Source organism: Streptomyces sp. NPDC014623 (assembly GCF_043088245.1).
GTDB lineage: Bacteria > Actinomycetota > Actinomycetes > Streptomycetales > Streptomycetaceae > Streptomyces.
Genome location: NZ_JBIBZU010000003.1, coordinates 446546 through 472030 on the forward strand (window position 1 = coordinate 446546; position 25485 = coordinate 472030).

The window sequence follows — 25485 nt, forward strand, 5'->3', positions numbered from 1 at the left end:
CGTACATGACCTGGAAGCTCCGCCCCCGTACCGCGCGCCGCGCCGCCGCCGCGCTCGCCCTGCTGCTGGGAAGCCTGGCCCTCCAGCCGGGCGCCCGGGCGGCCACCGCGTCGCCGGAGACGGCGCCGGAGGCCTCCGCGCCCGGCCGGGACCTCGGCCGGGAGGTGCTCGCCGACAACGACGGGTGGGCCGCGGAAGGCACGGGAACGACCGGAGGCTCGGCCGCCGACGAGGACCATGTCCTCACCGTGCGCAACCGTGCCCAGCTCGTCGCGGCGCTCGACGGCGGCAGCTCCGTCCCCAAGATCATCCGTGTGGCGGGCACGATCGACGCCAACACCGACGACCGGGGGCGGCGACTGGACTGCGCCGACTACGCCACCGACGGGTACGGCCTCGACGCGTACCTGGCCGCCTACGACCCCCGTACGTGGGGCGGGGCCAAGCCGGCCGGGCCGCAGGAGGACGCCCGCAAGGCGTCCGCCGCACGCCAGGCCGAACGCGTCGAACTGCTGGTCGGGTCGAACACCACGATCGTCGGCATCGGGGCCGGCGCCGTGCTCAAGGGCGCGAGCCTGCAGGTCAAGGACGCCGACAACGTCATCATCCGCAACCTCGAGCTCCGCGACGCCTACGACTGCTTCCCCGCCTGGCAGCCCAACACCGGTGGCCTCGGCGACTGGAAGACTGCGTACGACACGCTGTGGCTGCGCGGCGCCACCCACGTCTGGATCGACCACGTCACCGCGAGCGACAAGGGCCACCCGGACGACCGGGAGCCCACCCACTTCGGGCGCAACCACCTACGTCACGACGGGCTCCTCGACATCACCAACGGCTCGGACCTCGTCACCGTCTCGTGGAGCCGGTTCGCCGACCACGACAAGGCGATGCTCATCGGCAACGGCGACGGCGTGACCACCGACCGGGGCAGACTCCGGGTCACCCTGCACCACAACGAGTTCCACTCCGTCGTGCAGCGCGCTCCCCGGGTCCGCTTCGGCCAGGTCCACCTCTACAACAACCGCTACGTCATCCCCGAGGACGGCGGCCACCGCTACTCCCTCGGCGTCTCCACCGAGTCCCGGATCGTCGCCGAGAACAACGCGTTCGAGGCGCCGGGGCACGTCGAGGTCGCCGACCTGCTGAAGAGCTGGAACGGCAGCGCCCTCACCCAGCGCGGAACCGTCTTCAACGGCTACCCGGTCGACCTGGTCTCCATCTACAACGCCTACAACTCGGGCAGCGAGACCGACCTCGCCACCGACACCGGCTGGACACCCACCCTGCACGGTCCCGTCGACGGCGCCGTGAAGGCCGCCGCCGAGGTCGCCCGCAAGGCCGGAGCGGGGAGGGCCGGATGAGCACGACACCGCTGCCCCTCGTCCTGGCCGGCGCCCGCGGCCACGGCCGCTGGCACCTCGCCAACATCCGCCGGCTCCAGCACCAGGGCCTGGTCAGGCTGGCCGGGGTCTGCGAACTGGACCCGCTGACCGACGGTGAACTCGACATGTTCGCCGGGGAGATGCCCGAGCAGTCCGCCGACTTCGGGGCCCTCCTGGACTCCACCGGTGCGCGCGGCGCCGTCATCTGCACCCCCATCCCGACGCACACCACGCTCGCCCTGACCGCCGCGGCCCGCGGCGTGCACCTCCTCCTGGAGAAGCCGCCCGCCGCGACCTGGGCCGACTACGCCCGCATGGCCGAAGGCGTACGGGAGGCGGGCATCGCCTGCCAGATCGGCTTCCAGTCCTTCGGCTCGCACGCCGTGCCGGCCGTCAAGGACCTCGTACGCTCCGGAGCGATCGGCACCGTCCGGGGCGTCGGCGCCGCAGGTGCCTGGGTCCGCGACGACGCCTACTTCCGGCGGGCACCGTGGGCGGGACGCCGCAGGATGGACGGGACCGACGTGGTCGACGGGGTGCTCACCAACCCGCTGGCACACGCCGTCGCCACGGCCCTCGAACTCGCCGGCCGGGGCACGGCCGAGGACGTGGCGTCCATCGAGACCGAGCTGTTCCGGGCCCACGACATCGAGTCCGACGACACCAGCTGTGTGCGGGTCACCACCGCCGGCGGGCTCCCGGTGACCGTCGCGGTCACCCTCTGCGCGGAGAAGGCCGGCGAGCCGTACGTGATCGTGCACGGTGACCGGGGCCGCATCACCTTCTGGTACAAGCAGGACCGCATCCTCGTCCAGCGTGCCGGACACGGCCCCGAGGAGGCCGTGCACGGGCGGACCGACCTCCTGGAGAACCTCGTGGACCACCTGGAGCACGGCACCGAGCTCCTCGTGCCACCGGAGCGCACCGGCGCGTTCATGCGGGTCCTCGAAGCCGTACGCACGGCTCCCGAGCCCACCGCGCTGCCCGCCGCCGCCTGGCACACCCGGCCCGCCGACCAGGGCGACGGCGTGCGGCGCATCGTGCGCGGCATCGACGGCACCGTCGCCGCCGCGGCCGACACCCTCACCCTCTTCTCCGAACTAGGCGCCTCCTGGGCGCGACCCAGCGAGGTGAGCACACCATGACCACCGCACTCCTCAGCTGTGCCGGACGACCCGTCGGCCGCTACAGCTACCGGCCCGGGACGGCGGGCCGTCCTTATCTGCACCCCGTCACCACCCTCGCCGGCGTCCCCGTCACCGAGGAGCGCCCGGCCGACCACATCCACCACCTGGGTGTCTCCGTCGCGGTGCCCGACGTGGCCGGACACAACTTCTGGGGCGGGCGCACCTTCGTCCGTGACCAAGGCCCCACCTGGCTCGACAACCACGGGACGCAGCGCCACATCGGCTGGAAGCTCCGCGACCCGGACGGCTTCGTGGAGGAGATCGGCTGGGAGGCCGACGGCGCCGAGCTGCTGCGCGAGCACCGCACCGTCGCCGCGAGTGAACTCTCCGACACGGCCTGGGCGCTGGACTTCTCCTTCTCCCTCACCAATCGCGGCACCACGGACCTCTCCATCGGCAGCCCCGCCACCAACGGCCGCCCCGGCGCCGGATACGGCGGTTTCTTCTGGCGCGCGCCCAAGGAGGCCGCGCCGCCCGCCGTGTTCAGCGGAACGCTCGACGGGGAGCAAGCCGTGCACGGCAAGGCCGCCGACTGGCTGGCACTCGCCGGGGACGGCTGGACACTCGTCTTCGCCGGCGCGACCGAGGAGACCAGGCGCGACCCGTGGTTCGTACGGGCCGCCGAGTACCCGGGGGTGGGATCCTCCCTCGCCGCGGACCGCCGCCTCCCCGTCGCCGCCGGAGCCACCGTCGTGCGCCGGGTCGTCACCGTCGTCGCCGACGGCCGCCTCGACCGGGACGCAGCGGCCGCCCACGTCCGCAAGGCGGTCACCGCATGACGATGCCCTGGACGGCCGACCTCGGGGACGGCACCTACCGCAACCCGGTCCTGAACGCCGACTGGTCCGACCCGGACGTCGTCCGCGTCGGCGACGACCACTACCTCACCGCGTCCAGCTTCGGCCGCGTCCCGGGACTGCCCCTGCTGCACTCCCGTGACCTCGTCAACTGGACGCTCATCGGCCACGCCCTCGAACGGCTGGAACCCGCCGCCGACTTCGCCGTGCCCCGCCACGACTGCGGCGTGTGGGCGCCCTCACTGCGCCACCACGCAGGACGCTTCTGGATCTTCTGGGGCGACCCCGACCACGGCATCCAGCAGATCAACGCCGAGGACATCCGCGGCCCCTGGAGCGCCCCGCACCTCGTCAAGGCGGGCAAGGGCCTGATCGACGCCTGCCCCCTGTGGGACGAGGAGACCGGCGAGGCCTATCTGGTGCACGCCTGGGCGAAGTCCCGCTCCGGCATCAAGAACCGGCTCACCGGCCACCGGATGAGCCCCGACGGGCGTGAGCTCCTCGACGAGGGCACGACCCTGATCGACGCCGACACGATCCCGGGCTGGTTCACCCTGGAAGGGCCCAAGCTCTACCGGCACGAGGGCTACTTCTGGATCTTCGCCCCGGCCGGAGGCGTGGAGACCGGCTGGCAGGGCGCCTTCCGCTCGCGGACCTTCTCCGGCCCCTACGAGCAGCGGGTCGTCCTCGCGCAGGGCAGCACCGACGTCAACGGCCCGCACCAGGGCGGCTGGGTCAGGACCGCTGCCGGTGAGGACTGGTTCCTGCACTTCCAGGCCCGCGGAGCGTACGGCCGCGTGGTGCACCTCCAGCCGATGCGCTGGGACGACGAGGGCTGGCCGGTCATCGGTGACGAGGGCGAACCCGTCCTCGTGCACCGCCGGCCGGAGGCCCCCGGGCAGACCGCCGGAGCACCGGCCTCCAGTGACGACTTCCCCGGTGGGCGGTACGGCCCCCAGTGGCAGTGGACCGCCAACCCGCGGCCCGGCTGGACGGCCGGCCACGCGGGCGACGGGCTGCGGCTCAGCTGCGTACGCACCGCGTACGCGCACGATCTGCGCGTCCTGCCGAACGTCCTGGTGCAGAGGCTGCCCGCCGAGGAGTTCACCGTCGAGACCGGCATCACGCTGGACTCCGGCGAACCGGGCGCCAAAGCAGGGCTCGCCGTCCTCGGGGACGCCTTCTCATGGATCGGACTGGAGGCCGGGCCCGACGGGACGGCCCGGCTCGTGCACCGGTACGCCGAATCCGTCGCCGGGCACGAGCGGGACGCCGAACACCCCCGCCCCGCGCCCGGCGCCGCCGTCCGCGTCCGTATCGAGGTCACCCGGGGCGCCCGGTGCCGCTTCCTCGCCGACACCGGCGACGGAGCCGGCTTCCGGGCATCCGGCCAGGTCTTCGCCGCCGCCCCCTGGCGCTGGGTCGGCGCGCTGCTCGGCCTCTTCGCCACCGCACCGGCCGGTGACGGGCCCTCCGGAACAGCCGGCTTCACCGCATTCCGCACCACCGGAAGACCAACCGGAACCTGACCCGCACCGCCGCAGTATGGGAGCCGCAATGACGCACCTCCGTACCGAGCGCACCAGAGCGAGAACACCGTTGAGGGCCTTCGCCCCCGCCGCCCTCCCCCTGCCCGCCGCCCCCGGCGGGGCGGTGGCCGCCACCGGGGCGCGGACCGACGCCGCCTCGGGCAGGGCCGTCGCCGGGGCGGGCGGCACCGGCGGGACCGGCCACGACCGGTGCAGCGGCACGAAGCGGCGCGACCCGGCCGCCGGCAACTGCGCCCACGCCCGCCTCCACGGCATCCGCCCCCGCGCGCAGGCCGTGGGCGGGGACCCGCTGCGGACGTACGGGAACCGGGCGCGCGTCCGCCGCGAAGACGGCCGTCGGGAACAGCTGCCACCGGGGCGTACAGCGCCCCTGCCAGGCCGGCGCCGCGTCCGGACCGGATGACTTCCCTGCGTACACGCCGGACCGCGCGGCCGGCGTACCGAAGCCCGTGACCCATGAGGCGGGCCCGCAGAAGCACCTCGGCACCGTGCCGCACCGCACACACACCACCGACCTCCCCCCACGCACGCGTACAGATCCAGAGAGAAGAGCCGACATGAACATCTCCAAGACGCTCCGGGGGCGTACCGCGACCGCGGTGTCCCTCACCGCGGTCCTGGCACTCGCGGCCACCGGCTGTGGCGACGACGGCAGCAGCTCGGGCACGGAGGGCAGCGGAAAGGGCGAGATCACCTTCTGGGACAACAACGGTGGTCCGCGCACCGCCATCTGGACCGAGATCATCAAGGACTTCGAGAAGAAGAACCCGGACATCAAGGTCAAGTACGTCCCGATCCCGATCGCCGACGTCCAGTCCAAGTACGACACGGCCATCGCGGGCGGCGGCCTGCCGGACGTGGGCGGCGTCGGCACCGCCTACCTGGCCAACATGGTCTCCCAGGAAGCCCTGGAGCCGATCAACGACCGGCTGGAGAAGTCGTCGCTGAAGGGCAAGCTCGTCGAGAGCATGGTCGAGAGCGTCAGATCCGCGGCCGGCCGGGGCGACGACATGTACACCGTGCCGACCTCCGCGAACAACGGTGTGCTCTGGTACCGCACCGACCTGTTCGAGGCGGCGAAGCTGGAGGCGCCCTCCACCTGGCCCAAGTTCTACGAGGCCGCGGACAAGCTCACCGACGCGAAGAGCAACAAGTTCGGATACACCATCCGCGGCGGTGCGGGCTCCATCGCGCAGACCCTGGACGCGATCTACGGCCAGACCGGCATGACGGAGTTCTGGGACGGTGAGAAGACCACCCTGAACGACCCGAAGAACGTCGCGGCACTGGAGAAGTACGCCGCCCTCTTCAAGAAGACGACGCCGGCCGCCGACGTCAACAACGACTTCACCAAGATGGTCGCCCAGTGGGACACCGGCACCATCGGGATGCTCAGCCACAACCTGGGCTCCTACCAGGACCACCTGAAGGCGCTCGGCGAGGACAAGTTCGCCGGGATACCCGCCCCCATCGGGGAGGGCGGCACGCGGGTCCAGGTCTCCAACCCCGTCGACGGTCTCGGCCTGTTCCGCTCCAGCAAGAACAAGAACGCGGCATGGAAGTTCATCGAGTTCGCGGCCTCGCACGAGTCCAACAGCAAGTGGAACAAGTCCGCGGGCGCCATCCCGGCCAACACCGAGGCGGCCAAGGACCCGTGGATCAACGAGACCGAGTCGACCGCGCTCGCCGCGAAGGCCCTCACCGACGGCTCCACCAAGATCGTCGACCTGCCGTACTACCTGCCCGACTGGAACAACATCAGCAAGGCCGACAACGAGCCGGAGTTCCAGAAGCTGCTCCTCGGCAAGACCACGGCCAAGGACTTCCTGGACAAGATGGCCGAAGAGCTGAACGCCGCCCAGAAGGAGTGGAAGGAACTGGGCAACGGCTGACCCGGCCCCTCCCACCCCGGCCCCACCCCCGATGACCGGGGGACCGGCGGCGGTCCGGGTCGCACCCCGCCGCCGGTCCCTCTTGCGCGCACGACCTCACGTGTCTTCTTCGAGAGAGGCAGTCAGCCTGTGTCACTCACCCGTAGACGGACGGCAGCCGCGCTCCTCGCACTGCCCCTCGCCCTCAGCGCCACCCCCGCACTCGCGCACGGCGGCGGGGGCAGACCCCGGCCCCGGACACTGCACATCGCGGGCGACTCCACCGCCGCCCAGAAGTACGCCGGCGCCGCGCCCGAGACCGGCTGGGGCATGGCCCTTCCCTTCTTCCTCGGCCGCACGCTCACCGTCGCCAACCACGCGGTGAACGGCCGCAGTTCCAAGAGCTTCATCGACGAGGGCCGTCTCACCGCCCTCCTGGAGGGCGTCCGCCCCGGCGATCTCGTCCTCATCCAGTTCGGGCACAACGACGAGAAGACCGAGGACCCCGCTCGCGGCACCGACCCGTACACCACGTACCAGGAGTACCTGCGCCAGTACGTGAAGGGCGCCCGCGCCCGGCGTGCGGAACCGGTGCTGATCACCCCGGTCGAGCGCCGCCGTTTCGCCGAGGACGGCACCGCGAAGCCCACCCACGGGGAGTATCCCGCCGCGATGCGCGCCCTGGCCTCCGAGGAGGGCGTGGCCCTGCTCGACGTCCAGGCACTCTCCCTCGCCCGCTGGCAGGAACTCGGCCCCGAGGGGACCGAGGCCCTTTTCAACCGGCTGGAGCCCGGCGAATCGCCGAACTACCCCGACGGCAAGCAGGACAACACCCACTTCCGGCCCGACGGGGCCGTCGAGGTGGCCAGGACGACCGCCCGCGCCCTGCTGGCCGAGCGGATCCTCACCCCGCGCGACCTGCGCCGTCTCGACGATCCGGTGCCCGGAAAGTGGATCACCTGGCCGCAGGCCTGATCCGCTCGCCCCTGTTCCTTCCGCGCGTCGCCGCGCTGCTCCCCCGCATCTTCCGCGTACGACAGTTAGGGATTCGCCATGCCCGCACGCATGAGACATGTCCGCGCCACCGCCGTGGTGACGGGCTGTGCCTCGCTGGCCCTCGCCGTGAGCCTCCCCGCCCAGGCGGCCTCCGAGCACCACGGCAACAGGATCGAACGCTCCGTACTCCCGGCCGGCGACGGCTGGGCCTCTGCCGACGGCTCCACCACGGGCGGCGCGGCCGCCACCCCCGGCCACGTCTACACCGTGAGCGACCGGGCCGAGCTCATCGCCGCCTTCGAGGACGCGGGGGACGCGCCGAAGATCATCAGGATCGCCGGCACGATCCACGGCAACTCCGACGCGAACGGCACCCCGATCGGCTGCGAGGCGTACCAGCAGGACGGCTACACGCTGGAGAAGTACCTCGCCGCCTACGACCCGGCCGTCTGGGGCACGGACGAGGTCCCCTCGGGGCCGCTGGAGGACGCCCGCGCCGCGTCCGCGAAGCTCCAGGCCGCCGCGGTCACCGTGAACGTACCGTCCAACACCACGCTCGTCGGCGTCGGCAAGGACGCCACGGTCATCGGCGCCAGCCTCCAGGTGAAGAACGTCTCCAACGTCATCGTCCGCAACATCTCCTTCGAGGACACCTACGACTGCTTCCCCCAGTGGGACCCCACCGACGGTGACAACGGCGCCTGGAACTCCGAGTACGACAACCTCGTCGTGTACGGCTCCAGCCACGTCTGGGTCGACCACAACACCTTCAGCGACGGCGACCGCCCCGACGCCGGCCAGCCCCGCTACTTCGGGCAGGTGTACCAGCAGCACGACGGCCTCTTCGACATCGTGCGCGGCGCCGACCTCGTCACCGTGTCCTGGAACGTCCTCAAGAACCACGACAAGACCATGCTCATCGGCAACAGCGACGGCGCCGGGGCCAGTGACCGGGGCAAGCTCCGCGTCACACTGCACCACAACCTCTTCAAGGACGTGAAGGAGCGAGCCCCCCGCGTCCGCTTCGGACAGGTCGACTCGTACAACAACCACTTCGTCACCACCAAGGGTGCCGCCTACGGCTACACGTACGGCATCGGAGCCGAGTCCAGGCTCGTCGCGGAGCACAACGCCTTCACCGTGCCCAGGGGATTCGACAAGGCGACCGTTCTCAAGAAGTGGTCCGAGGCCCCCCTGACGGCTGAGAACAACTACGTCAACGGACGGAAGACCGACCTGATCGCCGTGCACAACGCGGGCGTGCCCGCCGGGCAGCTCACCGAGGGCGCCGGCTGGACCCCCCAGCTGCGTACGAAGGTCAGCCACCCGTTCGTCGTCCCGCTGCTGGTGGGCCTCGGCGCGGGCGCCGGCAAGCCGTCGGTCCGCTGACCCGCCCCGAACCGGCCGGAGCGGCACCGCACGCTCACCACCACCCCGGAGAGCGCCGCTCCGGCCCCCGGCCCCACCGCAAGGAGTACCGAATGCCCAGCAGACGCAGTGCCCTCTCCCTGTTCGCCGGCGCCGGTGCCGCCCTCGCTCTCGGCGCCCCCACCGCACAGGCCCGGCCCACGGGCCACCGCCCCTTCGGCCGCTACGGATCGCCGTCCCGCCGCCTGGACCCCCTGACGCTCTACGTCGATCCGCACGGACGGGGCGACTTCACCGATGTGCGGTCCGCTCTCGACGCGGCCACCGGCACCGGGCGGACCCTGGTGATCGCCCCCGGCACCTACCGCGGAAAGCTCACCGTCACCGCCGGCCGGACCGGCCTGACCCTGATCGGCGCGAGCGGCGACCCGCGCGACACCGTCATCGTCCACGACGACGCGGCGGGCACCCCCAGGCCCGACGGATCCGGCACCCTGGGCACCAGCGGCTCCGCCTCCGTCACCGTCCAGGCCGCGGACTTCACCGCCCGCGGCCTGACCTTCTCCAACGACTGGCTGCGCTCCGACAACCCCGAGTACACCGGCACCCAAGCCGTCGCGATCAAGGTGCAGGGCGACCGCTCGGCGTTCCACGGCTGCCGCTTCCTCGGCCACCAGGACACCCTGTACGCCGACACCCCCGCCCTCACCGCCTTCGCCCGCCAGTACTACCGCGACTGCTACGTCGAGGGAGACGTCGACTTCGTCTTCGGCCGTGCCACCGCCGTCTACGACCGCTGCCACTTCCGCACCCTGACGCGCACGGACCTGGCCTCGGCACCGTACGGCTTCGTCTTCGCGCCCAGCACCGCGGGGGCCAGCCCGCGCGGCTACCTCGTGCTGCGCTCCCGGATCACCAGCACCGCCCCCGACGCGTACTACAAGCTGGCCCGCCCCTGGGTGCCCTCCTCGGACCCCACCGCCCGCCCCATGCTGACCGTCCGCGACACCCACCTCGGCGCGGGTATCGACGCGGCCGCGCCCTACGGCACGATGTCCTCGGGCTTCCCCTGGCAGGACCAGCGCTTCGCCGAGTACCGCAACACCGGTCCCGGCGCGCGCATCACCGTCCCGGACAACCGTCCGCAGCTGACCGCGGCCGAGGCCCGTGCGCACACCCCGGCCGGATGGCTGGGCGACTGGCGCCCGGGCGCATGACCCTGGGGATCACCCGGCGGGTGCTCCCCGCCTTCTATGAGCGGCTGAAGGACGAACTCACCTTCCCGCTGTCCTGGGAGAGGTCCACGGCCCGTGACTTCCCGGCCTGGCGCGCCGAGGCGCGCGCCGTGGCCGGACAGTCGCTGCTGCAGCCGCTCACTCCCGGCCCCGAGCCGTTCGACCCGGTGACCGTCGAGGAGTGGCCCGCCGGCCGGTACACCGCGCGCACCGTGGAGTTCGCCCTCAGCCGCTACGGGCGGGCCCGCGGCTCCCTGCTGGTACCGCACGGGGCGGGGCCCTTCCCCGCGGTGCTGATCCTGCACGACCACGGCGCGGAGTTCACGATCGGCCGGGAGAAAGCCGTACGGCCCCGGTCCGGCCCGGACCGCCTCGCGCGCGCCACGGCCTGGGCGGAGCGGCACTACGGCGGCCGGTTCATCGGCGACGAACTGGCCGCCAGGGGATACGCCGTGCTCGCCGTGGACACCCTGGGCTGGGGCGACAGAGGCCCGTTGGCCTACGAGGACCAGCAGGCCCTGGCCGCCAACCTCCTCCAGCTGGGCACCTCGCCGGCCGGTCTCGCCGCCCACGAGGACATCCGGGCCGCGGCCTTCCTCGCCTCACTGCCCGAGGTGGACGAGCGGCGCGTCGGCGCGCTCGGTTTCTCCATGGGCGCCTACCGTGCCTGGCAGCTGTCCGCGCTGTCCGACGGTGTCCGGGCGGCGGCGGCCGTCTGCTGGATGACGGGGCTCAAGGAGATGATGGTCCCGGGGAACAACACCCTGCGCGGCCAGTCCGCGTACTTCATGCTCCACCCCGGGCTGCACCGCCACCTCGACATCCCGGACGTCGCGTCCCTCGCCGCCCCCAAACCCGCCCTCTTCCACGCGGGCGGCCGCGACCACCTCTTCCCGGCCGCCGGGGTGGAGTCGGCGTACGCGAAGCTGCGCGCGGTCTGGGAGTCGCAGGGGGCGGGCGACCGGCTCACCACCGAGGTGTGGCCGGACACCGGCCATGCCTTCACGGCAGCCATGCAGGACGAGGTGTACGCCTGGCTGGACACATGGCTCGGCGCCCCCGCCGGATCCGGACCGGAACCCGGCGGGGGCACCTCGCCGCCGCCGGCCTAGTCGTAGCTGAGGTCCGAAGCGGAGTAGCGGCAGTACGTGCCGTCCGGACCGCTGCCCGTCTCCGTCGGCTCGTCGCCGTCGTCGTTGCCGGTGTAGCGGATGCACGGCTTGATCTTCTTGCTGCTGTCACCGTGGATGCGCACCGAACGCAGCGCGGCGGTGTCCCCGTAGTTGGTGTTGATGCCGACCAGGGACTTGCCCGGCGCCGTGATGTCGACGTCGTTCACGATGATGTCGCGCTTGTACTGCTTGGAGCAGTTGCCGCAGGACCGGACGAGCTTGCCGAAGTCCGCGACCTGGAACTTCGTGATGACCAGCTTGCCCGCGCCGTTGAACTGGAAGACCTTGTCGGAGGCCTTCCTGGCGCCGCCGCCGTACACCGTGTAGACGGAGCCGGCCGCCGTGCCCTTGAAGGACGCGGCGTCCTCACCGACGTCCTCCCACCAGACGTTCTGGATCGTGCAACTGCCGGAACAGTGGACACCGTCGGCGGCGGGTGAGCCCAGGATGACGTTCTTGAGGGTCGCCCCGTCGGCCAGCTTGAAGACCGGGTCCTGGCCCTCCTCCTGGCCGTCCCCGCCGAGGTCGCCGCTCCCGTGGAAGCGCTTCAGCGACCCGTCGTACGTCCCCGAGACCGCGATGGTCCTCGGGACGGCCTGGGTGCCGGTGGCACTGGGCCAGGCGGGCGCCGCGGCGGTCGCCGCGCCCGCGGGCTGCAGCATCACGTCGGTGGCCAGAGCGGCGCCGGTCAGACCCAGGGCCGCGGTCAGTGCGGCGGCCGTACGGCGCTTCCCGTGCCTGCGCCGGTGCTCGTGCGCTCGTTCACTCATGTTCGTCGGTCCCGTTTCCTAGGGGTGAGGGGGGAGTGTCGCGCTCATGGGTCGCCGCTGCCCGGGAAAGGGTTGCCGTGTTCCGGATCTGTTTTCCCCGACGGCCGGATCCGTCTCTCCTCCGGCCGTGTGTGCCGCCCCGGCACGGGGGGCGGGCGCGCCGTGCGCTCAGCGCGTGTCCGTGAAGACGCCGCCCACCGAGGTCTGTTCACCCGCCGCGCGCGCACGCGCCGTGTAGTCGTCCCGCCCGGTGTCGCGGGCGCCTTCCGCGTGGTTGTACTGCCCCGCGAAGGTGTGCGTACCGGTCGGCACGCTCCGTCCGGGCTTCAGGGCCCAGCGGTAGACGAGGAAGCCGCCCTCCTCGCGTGCCGACGCCGCGAAGTCCTGTGCCGGCAGGGAGCGCCAGGCACCGGTGGTGTTCACCCCGCCGGTCAGCGCGATCCGCAACTCCACGGTGAGCGCGGACAGCGGCCGGGCCGTCTTCACCGTCACCTCGCTCTGTGCCCAGTAGTCGTTGCTGTTCGGATTCAGCGAACCGTCCGACCACAACGGCCCCTTCCCGGCAGGCAGCGCGCCGCCCCGGCCCGGGGACGGTGACGCCGGGCCGGGTGACGTGGGCTCCGCCGCCGCCCGCTGTCCGTCCGCCGGCTCCTCCTGGCCCGCCGACGTGACCGCGAACGCGCCTGCCGTCAACACCCCGCACACCGCCACCGCCGCACCGGCGACCCGCAGCCACGGCATCGGTGCGCGCGGGGTGCGCGCGGGCCGGGCCGGCGGTTCCTGCGCCGTGCCGCGCTCGATCCGGGCCAGCATCCGTGCCCGGTCGGGGCGGTGCGAAGCGGCGGCCGCGCGCAGCCGCTCCCGCAGGTCCTCGTCCATCACTGCCTTCCTCCGGTGCGCTGCCCGGCGGCCGCCACCTGTACCTGTGCCGCAGGGGTCTGGGGACCGAGCAGCCGCTGGAGTTCCGCCACACCGCGTGAGGTCTGGCTCTTCACCGTACCCACCGAGATCCCGAGGACCAGAGCGGTGTCCCGCTCGGACAGGTCGAAGGCGTGCCGCAGCACCACACACGCGCGCTTGCGGAACGGCAGCCGCCGCAGGGCCCCTTGGACATCCACCACGGCCGACACGTCGGGACCGTCCGCCGCACAGCCGTCCCCGGTCCCGCGGGGCGCCCAGAACAGCGCGATCCTCCGCCGCTCGCGCACCGCGCTGCGGATGCGCGTACGCGCCAGGTTGGCGACGACCCCTCTCGCGTAGGCAGCCGGGTGATCGGCGCCCCTGACCCGGTCCCAGCGGTGCCAGAGCGCCATGAGCGCGTCGGCGGCCAGGTCGTCCGCCGCATCGGCCTCGCCCGTCAGCAGATGGGCGAGACGGGCGAGTTCGGCGTAGTGGGCCTCGAAGAACGCGTGGAACTCGGCGGCAGCAGCATCATCCAGGACTGTGCCCACGGGTACCTCTTCTCTGCACTGGATCCCTGCGCGCCCGAACGGACTGTGCACGTTCCCACATCCGTTCGCGGGGCGTGAGCGTACCAATGCGCGCCCCGGAAGCGCTTCGACGCGTGTGCGACTCCCAGTAAGGCGCAACACGGCGGAAACGTGAACCCCTTGCGCCAGGCGAATGCCCGGGGGACCTCCGCGCCGCCCCCTGCGCGGCGCCGGGACCCCCCGGAGACCGTCCGGCCGGTCTCAGGCCCTCACGCCCCTCAGCACACCCACTTGTTGGAGCCGATGCCGTGCTGGAACATGCCGCCGGAGAACGTGTTGAGGTTGGTGATGCTGTGTCCGCGCTCGAGGAGGTAGCTCTTGCTCTTGTAGTCCATCAGCGAGCAGATCCGGACGTCGCACTCGGCGCCGTGGCTGTAGACGGAGCCGGCGCTGTTGAGCTCGCTGTACTGCCGCAGGTTGGTGTTCCTGCGTCGAGTCCACGGCAGGTGCCGGGGAGGCACCCGCACCGGCTCCGCCTCCCTGGTCACCGGTGGCTCTTCACCGTGGCACTGTTCCTCACCCCGCTGGCCGCGATCGTCCCCGCCCAGGCGGCGCCGGCTCTGGTCGCGGTCGGATTCATGCTGATGGCGCGGGTGCGGCACATCGAATGGGAGAACGAGAGCGCCATCCCGGCCCTCCTCACGATCGCCGTGATGCCGTTCACCTACTCGATCACCAACGGCATCGGCGCGGGCTTCGTCGCCTACGCCGTGATCAAGGCAGCTCTCGGCAAGGCCAAGGAGGTCCATCGGCTGCTGTGGGGCACCGCTGTCCTCTTCGCGGTGTACTTCGCGACCGACCCGGTCGAGTGACTGCTCGGAGTGAGGTAGCCGACGGTGGCGACTGTGCCCCGCCGTCGGTGGAGGCGACGGGGCGCAGCGGGAGGACCGGCCCCGCGGTCATTCGATTGCGAGATCGATGACCTGGTAGAACGCGTGCGCGGTGTCTGCTACCTCCCACACCGACAGGAGGACGTGGTAACCCCGGCGGCCCTCGGGAAGGGTGACGCTGTGGACGGTCGGGTCTTCGGGGAGGAGGTCGTCCGCCGACCAGTACGGCTGGCCGCTGTTCTGGTACGTCGCGATCGGTTCCGGGTCGAACTGGGCCCGGGACAGTGGCTTCGACGGGTCCCAGCCGTCCTTGGTGAGGAAGTAGTTCCACCGGCGGGTCTTGTGCGGGGCGTGGTAGGCCCAGGTGATGTCCAGGGCCTCACCCGAGCGCACCGGGTGCTTCTGCCATCCCTGCTGCGAGTCGGGCTCGTCGAGCTTGGCGGCGAAGTCCTTCCCGGCACTGGCGATCCGGCCGTCCTCCGGGGGCCGCGCGTTGACGACGTCGTCCGGTGCGTACGGGTCCCGGAGGCCGGATTCCGTCCCGGGGAAGAACTTTCCGGCCTCCAGGCCCGCGGCCTGCCAGTCCGCGAGGTGCAGTTGGGCCCTGGACTCGGGCTTGGTGACCGCACCGTGCCGCGCTTCTCGTTCCACAGATCTCTCCTTGAGCTGCGAGGGGTGCCCCATCAGGACCCCGTGCACAAAAGGTATCCGGGCGACTACTCTAGGTGAAGGCGAGAGGGTCCTGATCACTCCATGGGGTGGGTAAGCCGATCATCACTCCATGACTGTCCGAACCGGGTGGACCGGTTCCGCCGGCCCGGTGGCGTAACGGTTCAGCCCTCCAGTGCCGCTTTCATCATCTTCTGCGCGACCGGCGCGGCCAGGCCGTTGCCGCTGACCTCGGACCGGGCCGCTCCGGAGTCCTCGACGACCACCGCGACCGCGACCTGCCTGCCGGTGCTCCCGTCCTTCGCGTACGAGGTGAACCAGGCGTACGGGGTGTTGCTGTTGTCCACGCCGTTCTGCGCGGTTCCCGTCTTGCCGCCCACCTCGACGCCGTCGATCTTCGCGTTGCTGCCGGTCCCCTCCTCCACGACGGTGACCATGGCGCTGCGCAGCTGCTCGGCCGTCGACTCCTTCACGACCCGCTCGCTCCCGCCGTCCGGGAACTCCTGCAGCGTGGAGCCGTCGCCACCCGTCACCTTCGAGACCATGTGCGGCGAGGCCAGCTCACCACCGTCGGCCAGGGCTGCCGAGACCATGGCCATCTGCATCGGGGTCGCGGTGACCTCGAACTGTCCGATGCCGGTCAGCGCCGTCCGGGCCTTGTCCATGCCGGTCGGGTACACGCTCCGCGACGCACGCACGGGCACGTCCAGTTCCTCCGTGTCGAAACCGAACGCGTCCGCCATCGCCTTCAGCTTGTCCTGGCCGAGGCCGGCCGCCACCTTCGCGAAGACGTTGTTGCACGAGTACTGGAGCGCGATGCGCAGAGTGGCGTTCTCGCAGGGAGCCGCCGGGTTCTCGTTCGGCAGGACCGTGCTCGTGCCCGGCAGGGTGTACGGATCGGGGCTGTCCGTGGGCTCGTCGACCGAGTCGTACAGGCCGTTCTCCAGAGCCGCCGACGCCACCACCAGCTTGAACGTCGAACCGGGCGGCAGCGGCTGCCGCAGCGCCCGGTTCACCAGCGGCTTGCTCTCGTCGGCGAGCAGCTTCCGCCAGGCGTCGCCGTCGCCCGTCCCGCTGATGCCGGAGGGATCGTACGAGGGGGAGGAGACCATTCCGAGGATCCGCCCGGACTCCGGATCCATCGCGACCGCCGCGCCCCGGTCGTCACCGAGCGCCTCGAAGGCCGCCTTCTGCACGTCCGGGTCGATGGTCGTCAGCACGCCGCCGGGAGCTGCCCGCTCGCCGGTGATCAGATCCGCCGGATCCTTGAGCCGGTCGTCGGTGCCGTCGAGGACATCGCTGTAGATGCCCTCGAGCTGGGTGGCGCCGTAGGCCTGCGAGCTGTAACCGGTGACCGAGGCGTACAGCTCACCCTGCGTGTAGGTGCGCTTGTACCGGAGGTCGTCGCCGTGTGTCTCCTTCGAACCGGTGACCGGAGAGCCGGCCACGATGATGTCGCCGAGCGGCTGCGCGTACTGCGCGATCGTGTTCCGCCGGTTGTGTGCGTCGTCTGCGAGCGCCCGGGCCTCGTACGCCTGCACCCAGGTCGCCCGCACCAGCAGGGCGAGGACCATGAGCAGACAGAAGAGCGAAGTGCGCCTGATCGTCTTGTTCATCCCGCTGGAGGGACGAACGGGGGTCCCGGGGGCGTTCCCGGTCGTGCTCCTTCTCACCGGTTTCTCAGGCGCTCACCCGTTTCTCAGGTGCGCGCTCCGGCCGTCCGGCGCTCAGAGCCTGCGCGTCGCGAGGGTGAGCCGGTCGCGGGCGTCGAACAGGGCGTCCTTGACCATCTGCTCGTGCGCCGGTGTGAGGCGGGCGACCGGCACCGAGCAGCTGATCGCGTCGCGCGCCGGAGTGCGGTACGGCACCGCGACGCCGAAGCAGCGCAGCCCCAGGGTGTTCTCCTCCCGGTCCACCGCGTATCCCTGCTCGCGGATGAGGTGCAGCTCCTCGATCAGCTTCTCGCGGTCGGTGAGGGTGTGTTCGGTCAGCGCCGGAAGCGTCTCGGGCAGCATCTTGCGGACCTGCTCGTCGCTGTGGGTGGCCAGCAGCGCCTTGCCGAGCGAGGTGGAGTGCGCGGGCAGCCGGCGGCCGACGCGGGTGAAGGGACGGAGGTAGTGCTGGGACTGCCGGGTGGCGAGGTAGACCACGTTCGTCCCGTCCAGCCGGGCCAGGTGGATGGTCTCCGTCGTGTCGTCGGAGAGCCGGTCCAGAGTGGGGCGGGCGGCGGCGACTACCTCGTCGCCGTCGATGTACGAGGTGCCGACGAGCAGGGCCCGCACACCGATCCCGTACCGCGTGCCCGTGGCGTCGGTCTCCACCCAGCCGAGCTCCACCAGCGTGCGCAGCAGCATGTAGAGACTGGACTTGGGATAGCCGACGGCCTCCTGCACGGCGGCCAGCGAGTGCATGCCGGGGCGCCCCGCGAAGTATTCGAGGAGTTCCACCGTCCGTACAGCGGACTTGACCTGTGCCCCACCGGACTCGCCAACCGACATTCTTTATGCCCCTTCCAGCCCTCTTGTATGACTCTGCTACTTCTTGCCAACACTGCGCACCCGGAAATAGAGTTCCCGTGTATTCACGTTCAGGAACGTTGTTCAGAATACCGAACAGCTTCTCCTGTGTGGCAGTGGACCGGAAGGAAAATACGGTGGCAGCAGCACCAGTCTGGAGCGTCGACCCCCGGACGGGGAACCCGCGTGAGCAGGTTGCGGTGGAGGCTACAGCGGAGGAGGTCGACCGTGCGGTCCGGGCGGCGCACGCCGCCCGCGAAGCGCTGGCCGACCGCACCGTGCGCGCCGCGTTCCTGCGGACCGCGGCCGACCTGCTCGCCGAGACCCAGGAACACGTCATCGAGGCGGCCGACGCGGAGACCGCGCTCGGCCCCGCCCGGCTGACCGGCGAACTCGCCCGCACGGCGGCCCAGCTGCGGGCCTTCGCCGAGGTCGTCGACGAGGGCGCCTACCTCGACATCCACATCGACCACGAGGACGGCAGCCGGACCCCGCCCTGGCCGGACCTGCGCCGCTACAAGATCCCGCTCGGCGTCGTCGCCGTCTACGCCGCCAGCAACTTCCCGCTCGCCTTCTCCGTCCCCGGCGGTGACACCGCGAGCGCGCTCGCGGCGGGCTGCCCGGTCGTCGTCAAGGCGCACCCGGACCACCCGGCGACCTCGGAGATCTGCGGCTCGCTCCTGCGCAGGGCCGCAGCGCGGCACGGGCTGCCCGAGGACGTCGTGGCCGTGATCCACGGCTTCGAGGCGGGCGTCGAGCTGGTGAAGCACCCGCTCGTCTCCGCCGCCGGATTCACCGGCTCGATCCGCGGTGGCCGAGCCCTCTTCGACGCCGCGGCCGCCCGGCCCACCCCGATCCCCTTCCACGGCGAGCTCGGTTCGCTCAATCCCGTCGTCGTCACCGAGGCGGCGGCCGCCGAGCGTGGTGAGCAGATCGGCGCCGGGCTCGGCGGCTCGATGACCATGGGCGCCGGACAGTTCTGCACCAAGCCCGGCTTCGTGTTCGCCCCGTCGGGCGAGGCCGGGGACCAGCTGCTGAAGTCGCTCACCGAGACGGTGAGCGGTACGGGCGCCGGGGTCATGCTCGACCACCGGATGCGCGACTCCTTCGTCCGCGGAGTGGCCGAACGGGCCGCACTCCCGGACGTGGAGAGCCCGGTCACCCCGGGCGCGGGCGGCGAGCACACGGTCTCCGCCGGCTTCTTCACCGTCCCGGCGCAGCGGCTCACCCAGGAGGGGCCGCACGACGCGCTCCTGGAGGAGTGCTTCGGCCCGGTCACCGTCGTCGCGCGCTACGACTCCGCGGACGAGATCACCGCCGTGCTGTCCCGCCTGCCGGGGAACCTCACCGCCGCGCTCCAGATCGCCACGGAGGAGGCCGACGGCGCCGCCGCCGGCCTGCTGGCCGAACTCATCCCGGTCGCCGGACGCGTCCTGGTCAACGGCTGGCCGACCGGTGTCGCCGTCGCCCCCGCCCAGCACCACGGTGGTCCCTACCCGGCCACCACCTCCACCTCCACCTCGGTCGGTGCCACCGCGATCGAGCGCTGGCTGCGCCCGGTCAGCTACCAGTCGACGCCCGACGCCCTGCTGCCTCCGGAGCTCCGCGAGGACAACCCGCAGAACCTGCCGCGCCGGGTCGACGGACGACGCGCATGACGGCGGTGCGGCTGCCCGAGCTGCCCTTCGCCCTGGAACCCTCCGGGCCCGAGGGCGGATGGGCGTACGAGGCCGGCGTGCTGACCGGCTCGGCGGGTGCGAAGCAGGACCGTTTCGTCCCGCCGGGCGGTGACTCCCTGGAGCCCGCGAGCGACGCCCCGCGCCTGCTGGGCGAGGTGCCCGAGGGCGACTTCCAGCTGATCGCCCGGGTGAAGGTCGGCTTCGCCGCCGCCTTCGACGCGGGGGTGCTCTACCTCCACGTCGGGGAGCGGGAGTGGGCGAAGCTCTGCCTGGAGCTCTCCCCGGAACGCCCCACGGTCTGCACCGTGGTCACCCGGGGCCGGTCCGACGACGTGAACTCCGCCGTCGTGGAGGGCGACAGCTGCTGGCTGCGGCTCAGCCGCATCGGTGGCGCCTTCGCCTTCCACGCCTCCGCGGACGGCGAGCGGTGGACCTTCGTCCGGCTGTTCACCCTCGGCACGGAGGAGGAGCGGGCGGCCGCCCGTATCGGTTTCCTCGTCCAGTCACCGACCGGCGACGGCTGCTCGGCGACGTTCGACCGGATCGCCTTCCGGCCCACCGCGCCGGGCGACCTGCGCGACGGCAGCTGACCGGCTGCACAGCCGCACGAGGGGCCCGGATCCGGGCCCCTCGTGCGGCTCGGCGGTCAGCTGCCGTCCGCCGCCCCGCACCCCTCGCCCTTCCGGGGCAGGGCGACCCGGGTGTGCAGGTCCAGCGGGAGCGGAACGGTGAAGACGTAACAGCCCGCCTCGCCCTGCGGATAGGTGACCGTGATCCGGACGGAGGTCTCGCCGGTCTCCCGGTCCCACCGGCCGCCGCGGGCGGCGAAGGTGATCTCCTCGGAGGTCAGGGACCCGTCGGCGGCGTAGCTCTCCAGGTAGTGCCTCGTCGCCTCGGCCTCGCCCGGCGGTTCCCCGGCCGTTTCCGGGGGACGGTCGAAGAACCCCGTCACCGCCACCGAGAACAGCAGACAGGCCACTGCGAACAGGAAGCCGCCGATGACGAGGGCGTAGAAGCACCCGCCTGCGAACAGGCGGGTGCTTCCGCTGGAATCAGCCGGCATGTCAGGGCGTCCCCGTGTAGCCGATCGCGTTCAGGCGCTGCCGCATCACCTCGGCGTATCCGGTGGTACCGGCGTCCTTGGGGTGGAAGGACTCGCGGCTGAGGCACTTGCCGCCCAACGCGCCCCACAGGCAGGCAGCCGGTACGGCCGCCGCGTCGCCCAGATGGAAGTCGCCGTCACCGTTGGGACCGAGAACGAACTTGTTGATCCACTCGGGGTCGTCGCAGCCGCTGTGGCCGACGAACGCGCTCACCGGGTCGGCGTAGTCGACCTTGAGCTTGGACGCACCCGTACGCAGCCCGTCGACCATGGCCTTCTGCTTGGCGTCGGCGTAGTTCACCAGCTCCGCGAGTGCGCCGACCTCAGACATGTCGTAGTAGAGCGAGCCGGAGCACTTGACCGAGCGGCTGAGCAGTTCCGGATACCCCATCAGGACGATGCGGGCGTTGGGTGCCCTGGACGCCACGTCCTCCAGGGCGGCCTGCACCCGCTCGGCCATGCGGTCCACGACCGCCTTGTACCGGGGCAGGAAGTCCGAGTCGGCCGAGCAGTTGCCCAGCCCGCCGCATTCCTGCATCGCGAAGGCGAAACCGCCCTCGTCGTTGCCTCCGAGCGTCAGCATGACCAGGGTCGTGTCGGCGCTGAGGACACCGGACTCGGTCTGCAGGACCTCCTTGAACTGGCCCTCCAGATGTTTCTGCGGGTCGTTGCTGTAGTTCGGCTGGTACGCGACGTTCTTCGACATCGCGCCCGAGCAGGCGACGAAGCCCAGTTCCGCGGCGGTGCCCCAGTTGTCGGCGATCCTGCCGAGCGACTCGGTGGTGCCGGGCAGGACCAGTTTGCGCGGCCAGGCGTTCGCGCTGCGCCGGCAGGCGTTCCACTGCGCCGTGCCGTGGTCCTTGTCGCTCTCGGGGGAGTACGCGCCCGCCCCCTCACCGGAGGTGAAGGAATCACCCAGCACCGCGACGATGTGCTTCGGCTTGGCGGCCAGCGGCTGGAACGCCACGGCGTCCCAGGCCACGTCCTCGTCCCCGGTGCCGTCCAGGGTGGTGCTGGCGAGCCGCACGCGCGGGGTACCGGTGATCCGGTAGGTGCCGAGCGAGACCCAGGTGTTGGCCTTGCGCTCCTGGCCCAGTGTGCGGTGGCGGGTGAACGAGCCGGAGCCCGTGTCGATCTCGTAGGCGGCCTGCTGGGTGTGGGCGCCGTGGTCGGGGACGTGGACCATGACGCGGGCCCACTGGTTCAGGGTGCGGCCCAGGGTCCAGGTCCCGGTCGTCCGCAGCCGGGCGCCGTCCGCGTCGGACGCCTTGCGGGTGTGGGTGAACCAGAAGTGGTCACCGAAGCCGGCTCCGAGCTGGTGCAGGTCGATCTTGCCCGGATAGGTGCCGTTGGACGCCGTGAAGTCGAACCTGAACGTGCCGGCGGACGATGCCGAACCGCACGTATGACCCGACTGCCCTGTGGGGGTGACGCCGTTCGGGATGTCGTCGACGACCAGCGCTCCCGACGGCAGGCCGGAGCCGGAACCGGTGGGACAGCGCGGCGGGTACGAGGAGTTCTCGTTGGGCTGCTCCGGATAGTCCTCGTTGTTGAAGCGGTGCACGGGGTTGCCGCACTCCGCGGCGGCCTCGCAGTCCTTCCACTTGACCGACTCGTGCCACCAGCACTTGAGATAGAGCGGGTTGTTCTCGTCGGGGTCGCCGGGCAGCAGGCACGGGCCCTGCCCGGTCTGGTTGGACGCGCCGTCGAGGATCTTGTCGTCGTCGCAGTCGTTCGACGCCGTGCAGAAGATCATGTTCGGCGGCTTGGCCCGGGTGCGGGCGGCGTTGTTGTTCCACCACGCCGCCCGGTAACCGGCCTGCATGTCACCCGGCTTGAACATCGCGGAGATGGGACGGGCGGCCCAGCCGATCACCTTCTCCTGATACGGCCAGTTCTGCGGGCTCGCCGCGTGCGAGTAGTCGTCACCACCGCCGGCGCTCTCCAGGAACGGCAGGCGGTTCTCCTTCCACAGCGGGTTGGCGGGGTTGTTGGTCCAGCCCACCCCCCACTTGCCGCCGTTGCTGCCGGCCTCGGACTTCGGGTGGAAGCCGGAGTTGTAGGCCCACAGCGCGAAGAACCAGTTCTCGATGTACTTCGGCTTGCCGCCGTTGACGGTCATGCCGTCGGCCCTGGTCTCGTTCCACTTGGAGGCGAGGATGCTGGCCCCGTACGCGATGTTCGCCGTGTAGTCGAGGGCCGCGGCCTCCTTCTGCGCGGTGGACAGCGTGGTGTCGGACAGACGCATGCCGTCCGTGACCTGGGTGATGCCGTAGCCGCAGTCGGCCTTGGCCCAGTTGACGGCCCAGGGATCGGCCTGCTCGCCGTCGGCGGAGTACTTGATCCCGTAGTAGTTGCCGATCAGTGAATTGCCGGTGACGCCCGGTACCACGGTCCGGGTGGCCTGCCACATGTTCGACTCCTGCGCGGCGACACCGAGCAGGATCTGGGCCGGGATGTGCCATTCGTCCGCCCGGTCGACCACCCCGTTCGGGTCCCCCGCCAGGGCGGGCAGCGGGAAGAGGGTCTGCGGGGTGTACGCGGACATGCCGGTGTTGTTCCAGTTGGCGGGCCGGCTCACCCACATGTACAGCCCGTCGATCACCGCCTGGTCCACGGCCCACTCCGCCTGGCGCGGTGTCGGCTGGAGCGCCTGCTTGCGCGGGTCGTTGCGGGGCACGGCGCACGTGCGTTCGGCCTCCACCGGGTTGGTGGGGGAGGCCGCCGCCAGGGCGGACCTCGTCGTACCGCCGGCCGGACCGGGCAGGGCCGGTGAACTCTCGGCGCCGGCTGCCATCTGCTCCGGCGCCAGGGGCGCACCGCCGGGCAGGGCCTCGAGGGTGGTCTTCGCGCCGGTGTCCAGCAGGCGAAGCCGCGTCCGCACGGGCCGGGCCTCGTCGCCGGCGCCCGTGGCGGTGACCAGGGTGCCGGCTCCGGGCGCCCAGGAGGTACCGACGGCGGCGGCGGACAGGGTGGAGATGCGGTCGTCCTTGCCGAGCGTGCCGGGATTCTTCACGCTGTCCGGCAGCGTGCCCTGGGTCCTGGCCTTCCCCGTCACGTACACCGTGCCGTCGGCGGCGGCGGACAGGTCCCAGTCGGTGAGCGGGCCCCGCGCGAGCGTCGCCGGGGTCGCTCCGCCCCGGCCGATCTGTGCGGCGCTGACCCGGCGCGCGGTGCTCTCGACGGCTGCGCCGGAGCGCTTGCCCCCGGCTGCCGCGGGAAGGCGCTCGATGAAGGTGACACCGCCGGACCGGTCCGGACGGAGCTGGAAGGGAACCGTACGGGTACGGGCGATCTCCTTCTCACTTCCGTCGGCGCCGATACGGACCAGGCGTGAGCCGTGCGCGGCGACGATGCCCTGGTCGGTGGGGACGGCGGACGTGACCTGGCCGTCCAGGTGCAGCGGTGCCGCGCTCCTGCCGCTGGCGGCGTCGACGCTGATCAGGCGGGTGCCGGACTGCTTGTCCCCGTCGTGGGTGAGCTGCGTGAAGACCGCCTTCTCGCCCGCTCCGCAGCCGGGGGAGAAGTAGGCCAGCGAGGCGGTGTCCGCCAGCTTGGTGACCTTTCCGGTGGTCAGGTCCACGACCGCCGCGAAGGCGCCGCGGACCATCAGCTCGGGCTTGTTGGTGAAGGTGCGGGGTGCGTACGCCACCGCTGCCCGCTTTCCGGAGCGGGTCACGCAGGCGTTGCCGATCCACGCGTCCGCCTCGAACCCGGGCTCGGACAGGGTGGCGGCCGTCTTCCAGGCGTAACCGTCCTTGGCGTCGGCCACCATGAGGTGGAAGCCTTCGGCGTCCCCCGAGGTGGTCCACGCACGGTCCTTCGAGGTCCGGTACCCGGGCCCGAGGGTCTTCTCGCGGTCGGCGGCGGGGACGCGGTCGGGCGATCCCTGGCCGGCGGCGTCGCGGAACGTCTTCGCCGACCAGCCGTTCGCCGCGCCGGGCGGCGGGGAGCCGGCGGCCAGAGCGGTGCCCGGGAGCATGCCGGAGAGCAGAGCGAGGGAGCAGACGGCTATGACGTGAGCCGTGGTCCGGGCGTGGCCGGCGGATCTGCGGCGTCCGGCCGGACGTTTGAGCAACGGCACGGGATGAGCCCTTCGACGAGTCGGGACGTGGTGTGACGCGGCTGCACCGGTGGCATGGAGCGGGTGGGCCGAGCGCTCCCGGGAGTGCGCCCGCGGCGGACCGCCGTGGTGCCGAACGCGCCGTCACCGGCCATGGGGACGGTCCACCGGCCGGTGCCGGTCATGAACAGTGCTGAGGAGGCGTCGGCTCCACCGGAGGCGGTCCGTTCCCCACGATCGCCGGCTGCCGAAGTTCCACCCCCTACGAAAACGCGGGCTCCCGGGCCCTGTGAGGTTTGGTCAGCGGAGTGAACCGCGCCTTCCCCCGCGTGTCCCCGCCCCACGATTCCCTCGCGCCTTTTCCGGCCGGAGCAACCTATGCAACATCCGTTGGCCGGCAAGCGGGACGCGGCTGGAAACCGACGCCACCGCGTGTGATCGGGACGTCGCTGCCGGGCCGCCTGCCTGGGCGGATTCACCCATGCAGAAAATGGATTCTTCGCCTTCGCTCCTGGCTGTTCGGCCAGAAAAGCTTGGTGACGCCCGCGTGTGATGAAGCGGGAGGACGACTTCCTCCGGCCTCGCGGTCGCTGTCATCCGGAGTGAGACAGGCGCCGCCCGCTCGGGGCCGAGCCGTCGTGCCGGCCGGTCGTGCCTCCCGGAACCGCCGGCCCCCTCACCGTGTGTACCGGTACGTTCCGGTCACGACCGCCCTCACCCCTGGTACGCCTTCGGTTGCGCGACCACGCGCCGGGCCGGGGTGTGCGGCCCTTCCCTCACCGGGGAAGGCCGTACGGGCCGAGGC

At 71.6% G+C, this 25485-nt stretch carries 20 protein-coding genes and 1 pseudogene; 13 read left to right on the top strand and 8 right to left on the bottom strand.

The window, feature by feature from the left end:
• Nucleotides 1–5 precede the first annotated feature (5 nt).
• The 10 genes from ACF1FZ_RS08355 (at nt 6) to ACF1FZ_RS08400 (ending at nt 11501) form a co-directional block, all read left to right on the top strand.
• Complete coding sequence (locus ACF1FZ_RS08355; RefSeq protein WP_391772569.1) at nt 6–1364, top strand: polysaccharide lyase family 1 protein; 1359 nt, start codon at nt 6–8, stop codon at nt 1362–1364.
• On the top strand, nt 1361–2530 hold the full coding sequence (locus ACF1FZ_RS08360) for a Gfo/Idh/MocA family protein (protein ID WP_391772570.1): 1170 nt from the start codon (nt 1361–1363) through the stop codon (nt 2528–2530). Before ACF1FZ_RS08355 ends, ACF1FZ_RS08360 begins: the two co-directional genes overlap by 4 nt.
• Nucleotides 2527–3351: a PmoA family protein gene (locus ACF1FZ_RS08365; RefSeq protein WP_391772571.1), complete on the top strand. Its 825-nt coding sequence runs from the start codon at nt 2527–2529 to the stop codon at nt 3349–3351. The genes ACF1FZ_RS08360 and ACF1FZ_RS08365 overlap by 4 nt, the downstream gene beginning before the upstream one ends.
• The gene (locus ACF1FZ_RS08370) at nt 3348–4898 is read left to right on the top strand and encodes a glycoside hydrolase 43 family protein (RefSeq protein WP_391772572.1); all 1551 of its coding nucleotides are present in this window, start codon (nt 3348–3350) and stop codon (nt 4896–4898) included. Before ACF1FZ_RS08365 ends, ACF1FZ_RS08370 begins: the two co-directional genes overlap by 4 nt.
• A 28-nt stretch (nt 4899–4926) precedes the next feature.
• The gene (locus ACF1FZ_RS08375) at nt 4927–5322 is read left to right on the top strand and encodes a hypothetical protein (RefSeq protein ID WP_391772573.1); all 396 of its coding nucleotides are present in this window, start codon (nt 4927–4929) and stop codon (nt 5320–5322) included.
• 154 nt (nt 5323–5476) lie between these two features.
• Nucleotides 5477–6811 (top strand): ABC transporter substrate-binding protein, encoded by a 1335-nt coding sequence (locus ACF1FZ_RS08380; protein ID WP_391772574.1) that lies wholly within the window; start codon nt 5477–5479, stop codon nt 6809–6811.
• A gap of 129 nt (nt 6812–6940) precedes the next feature.
• Nucleotides 6941–7765, top strand: coding sequence for a rhamnogalacturonan acetylesterase (locus ACF1FZ_RS08385; protein WP_391772575.1), 825 nt, complete (start codon nt 6941–6943; stop codon nt 7763–7765).
• 78 nt (nt 7766–7843) lie between these two features.
• Complete coding sequence (locus ACF1FZ_RS08390; protein ID WP_391772576.1) at nt 7844–9175, top strand: polysaccharide lyase family 1 protein; 1332 nt, start codon at nt 7844–7846, stop codon at nt 9173–9175.
• A gap of 92 nt (nt 9176–9267) precedes the next feature.
• Entirely contained in the window at nt 9268–10371 is a 1104-nt protein-coding gene (locus ACF1FZ_RS08395) for a pectinesterase family protein (protein ID WP_391772577.1), read from the top strand.
• On the top strand, nt 10341–11501 hold the full coding sequence (locus ACF1FZ_RS08400) for a dienelactone hydrolase family protein (protein ID WP_391772578.1): 1161 nt from the start codon (nt 10341–10343) through the stop codon (nt 11499–11501). The genes ACF1FZ_RS08395 and ACF1FZ_RS08400 overlap by 31 nt, the downstream gene beginning before the upstream one ends.
• On the opposite strand, the gene ACF1FZ_RS08405 is transcribed toward ACF1FZ_RS08400, so the two are convergent.
• The 3 genes from ACF1FZ_RS08405 to ACF1FZ_RS08415 form a co-directional block, all read right to left on the bottom strand.
• A complete protein-coding gene (locus ACF1FZ_RS08405) occupies nt 11498–12331 on the bottom strand; it encodes a pectate lyase (RefSeq protein ID WP_391772579.1) in 834 nt (277 codons plus the stop codon). The two genes, ACF1FZ_RS08400 and ACF1FZ_RS08405, sit on opposite strands and share 4 nt — an antisense overlap.
• Nucleotides 12332–12499: 168 nt before the next feature.
• Nucleotides 12500–13210 carry a hypothetical protein gene (locus ACF1FZ_RS08410; protein ID WP_391772580.1) on the bottom strand — a complete coding sequence of 237 codons (711 nt, stop codon included), beginning with the start codon at nt 13208–13210 and terminating at the stop codon, nt 12500–12502.
• Nucleotides 13210–13782 (bottom strand): SigE family RNA polymerase sigma factor, encoded by a 573-nt coding sequence (locus ACF1FZ_RS08415; protein WP_391772581.1) that lies wholly within the window; start codon nt 13780–13782, stop codon nt 13210–13212. The genes ACF1FZ_RS08410 and ACF1FZ_RS08415 overlap by 1 nt, the downstream gene beginning before the upstream one ends.
• Nucleotides 13783–14245: 463 nt before the next feature.
• Between ACF1FZ_RS08415 and ACF1FZ_RS08420 the strand changes: the two are divergent.
• Nucleotides 14246–14633, top strand: a pseudogene (locus tag ACF1FZ_RS08420) (NCS2 family permease); the annotation flags it as partial.
• A gap of 87 nt (nt 14634–14720) precedes the next feature.
• On the opposite strand, the gene ACF1FZ_RS08425 reads toward ACF1FZ_RS08420, so the two are convergent.
• The 3 genes from ACF1FZ_RS08425 to ACF1FZ_RS08435 all read right to left on the bottom strand — a co-directional run bounded on the left by ACF1FZ_RS08425 (nt 14721) and on the right by ACF1FZ_RS08435 (nt 17818).
• Entirely contained in the window at nt 14721–15302 is a 582-nt protein-coding gene (locus ACF1FZ_RS08425) for a lytic polysaccharide monooxygenase auxiliary activity family 9 protein (protein ID WP_391772582.1), read from the bottom strand.
• Nucleotides 15303–15484: 182 nt separating this feature from the next.
• On the bottom strand, nt 15485–16936 hold the full coding sequence (locus tag ACF1FZ_RS08430) for a peptidoglycan D,D-transpeptidase FtsI family protein (RefSeq protein WP_391772583.1): 1452 nt from the start codon (nt 16934–16936) through the stop codon (nt 15485–15487).
• A gap of 111 nt (nt 16937–17047) precedes the next feature.
• Complete coding sequence (locus ACF1FZ_RS08435) at nt 17048–17818, bottom strand: IclR family transcriptional regulator (RefSeq protein WP_391772584.1); 771 nt, start codon at nt 17816–17818, stop codon at nt 17048–17050.
• A 155-nt stretch (nt 17819–17973) separates the two neighbouring features.
• On the opposite strand from ACF1FZ_RS08435, the gene ACF1FZ_RS08440 reads away from it, so the two are divergent.
• Nucleotides 17974–19494: an aldehyde dehydrogenase (NADP(+)) gene (locus ACF1FZ_RS08440; RefSeq protein WP_391772585.1), complete on the top strand. Its 1521-nt coding sequence runs from the start codon at nt 17974–17976 to the stop codon at nt 19492–19494.
• Entirely contained in the window at nt 19491–20105 is a 615-nt protein-coding gene (locus tag ACF1FZ_RS08445; RefSeq protein WP_391772586.1) for a DUF1349 domain-containing protein, read from the top strand. The genes ACF1FZ_RS08440 and ACF1FZ_RS08445 overlap by 4 nt, the downstream gene beginning before the upstream one ends.
• Before the next feature lie 56 nt (nt 20106–20161).
• Here ACF1FZ_RS08445 and ACF1FZ_RS08450 read toward each other — a convergent pair whose 3' ends face one another.
• Together ACF1FZ_RS08450 and ACF1FZ_RS08455 are read right to left on the bottom strand one after the other, a co-directional pair.
• On the bottom strand, nt 20162–20578 hold the full coding sequence (locus ACF1FZ_RS08450) for a hypothetical protein (RefSeq protein ID WP_391772587.1): 417 nt from the start codon (nt 20576–20578) through the stop codon (nt 20162–20164).
• Between the two features lies 1 nt (nt 20579).
• The gene (locus tag ACF1FZ_RS08455) at nt 20580–24701 is read right to left on the bottom strand and encodes a transglycosylase SLT domain-containing protein (protein WP_391772588.1); all 4122 of its coding nucleotides are present in this window, start codon (nt 24699–24701) and stop codon (nt 20580–20582) included.
• Between the last annotated feature and the right edge of the window lie 784 nt (nt 24702–25485).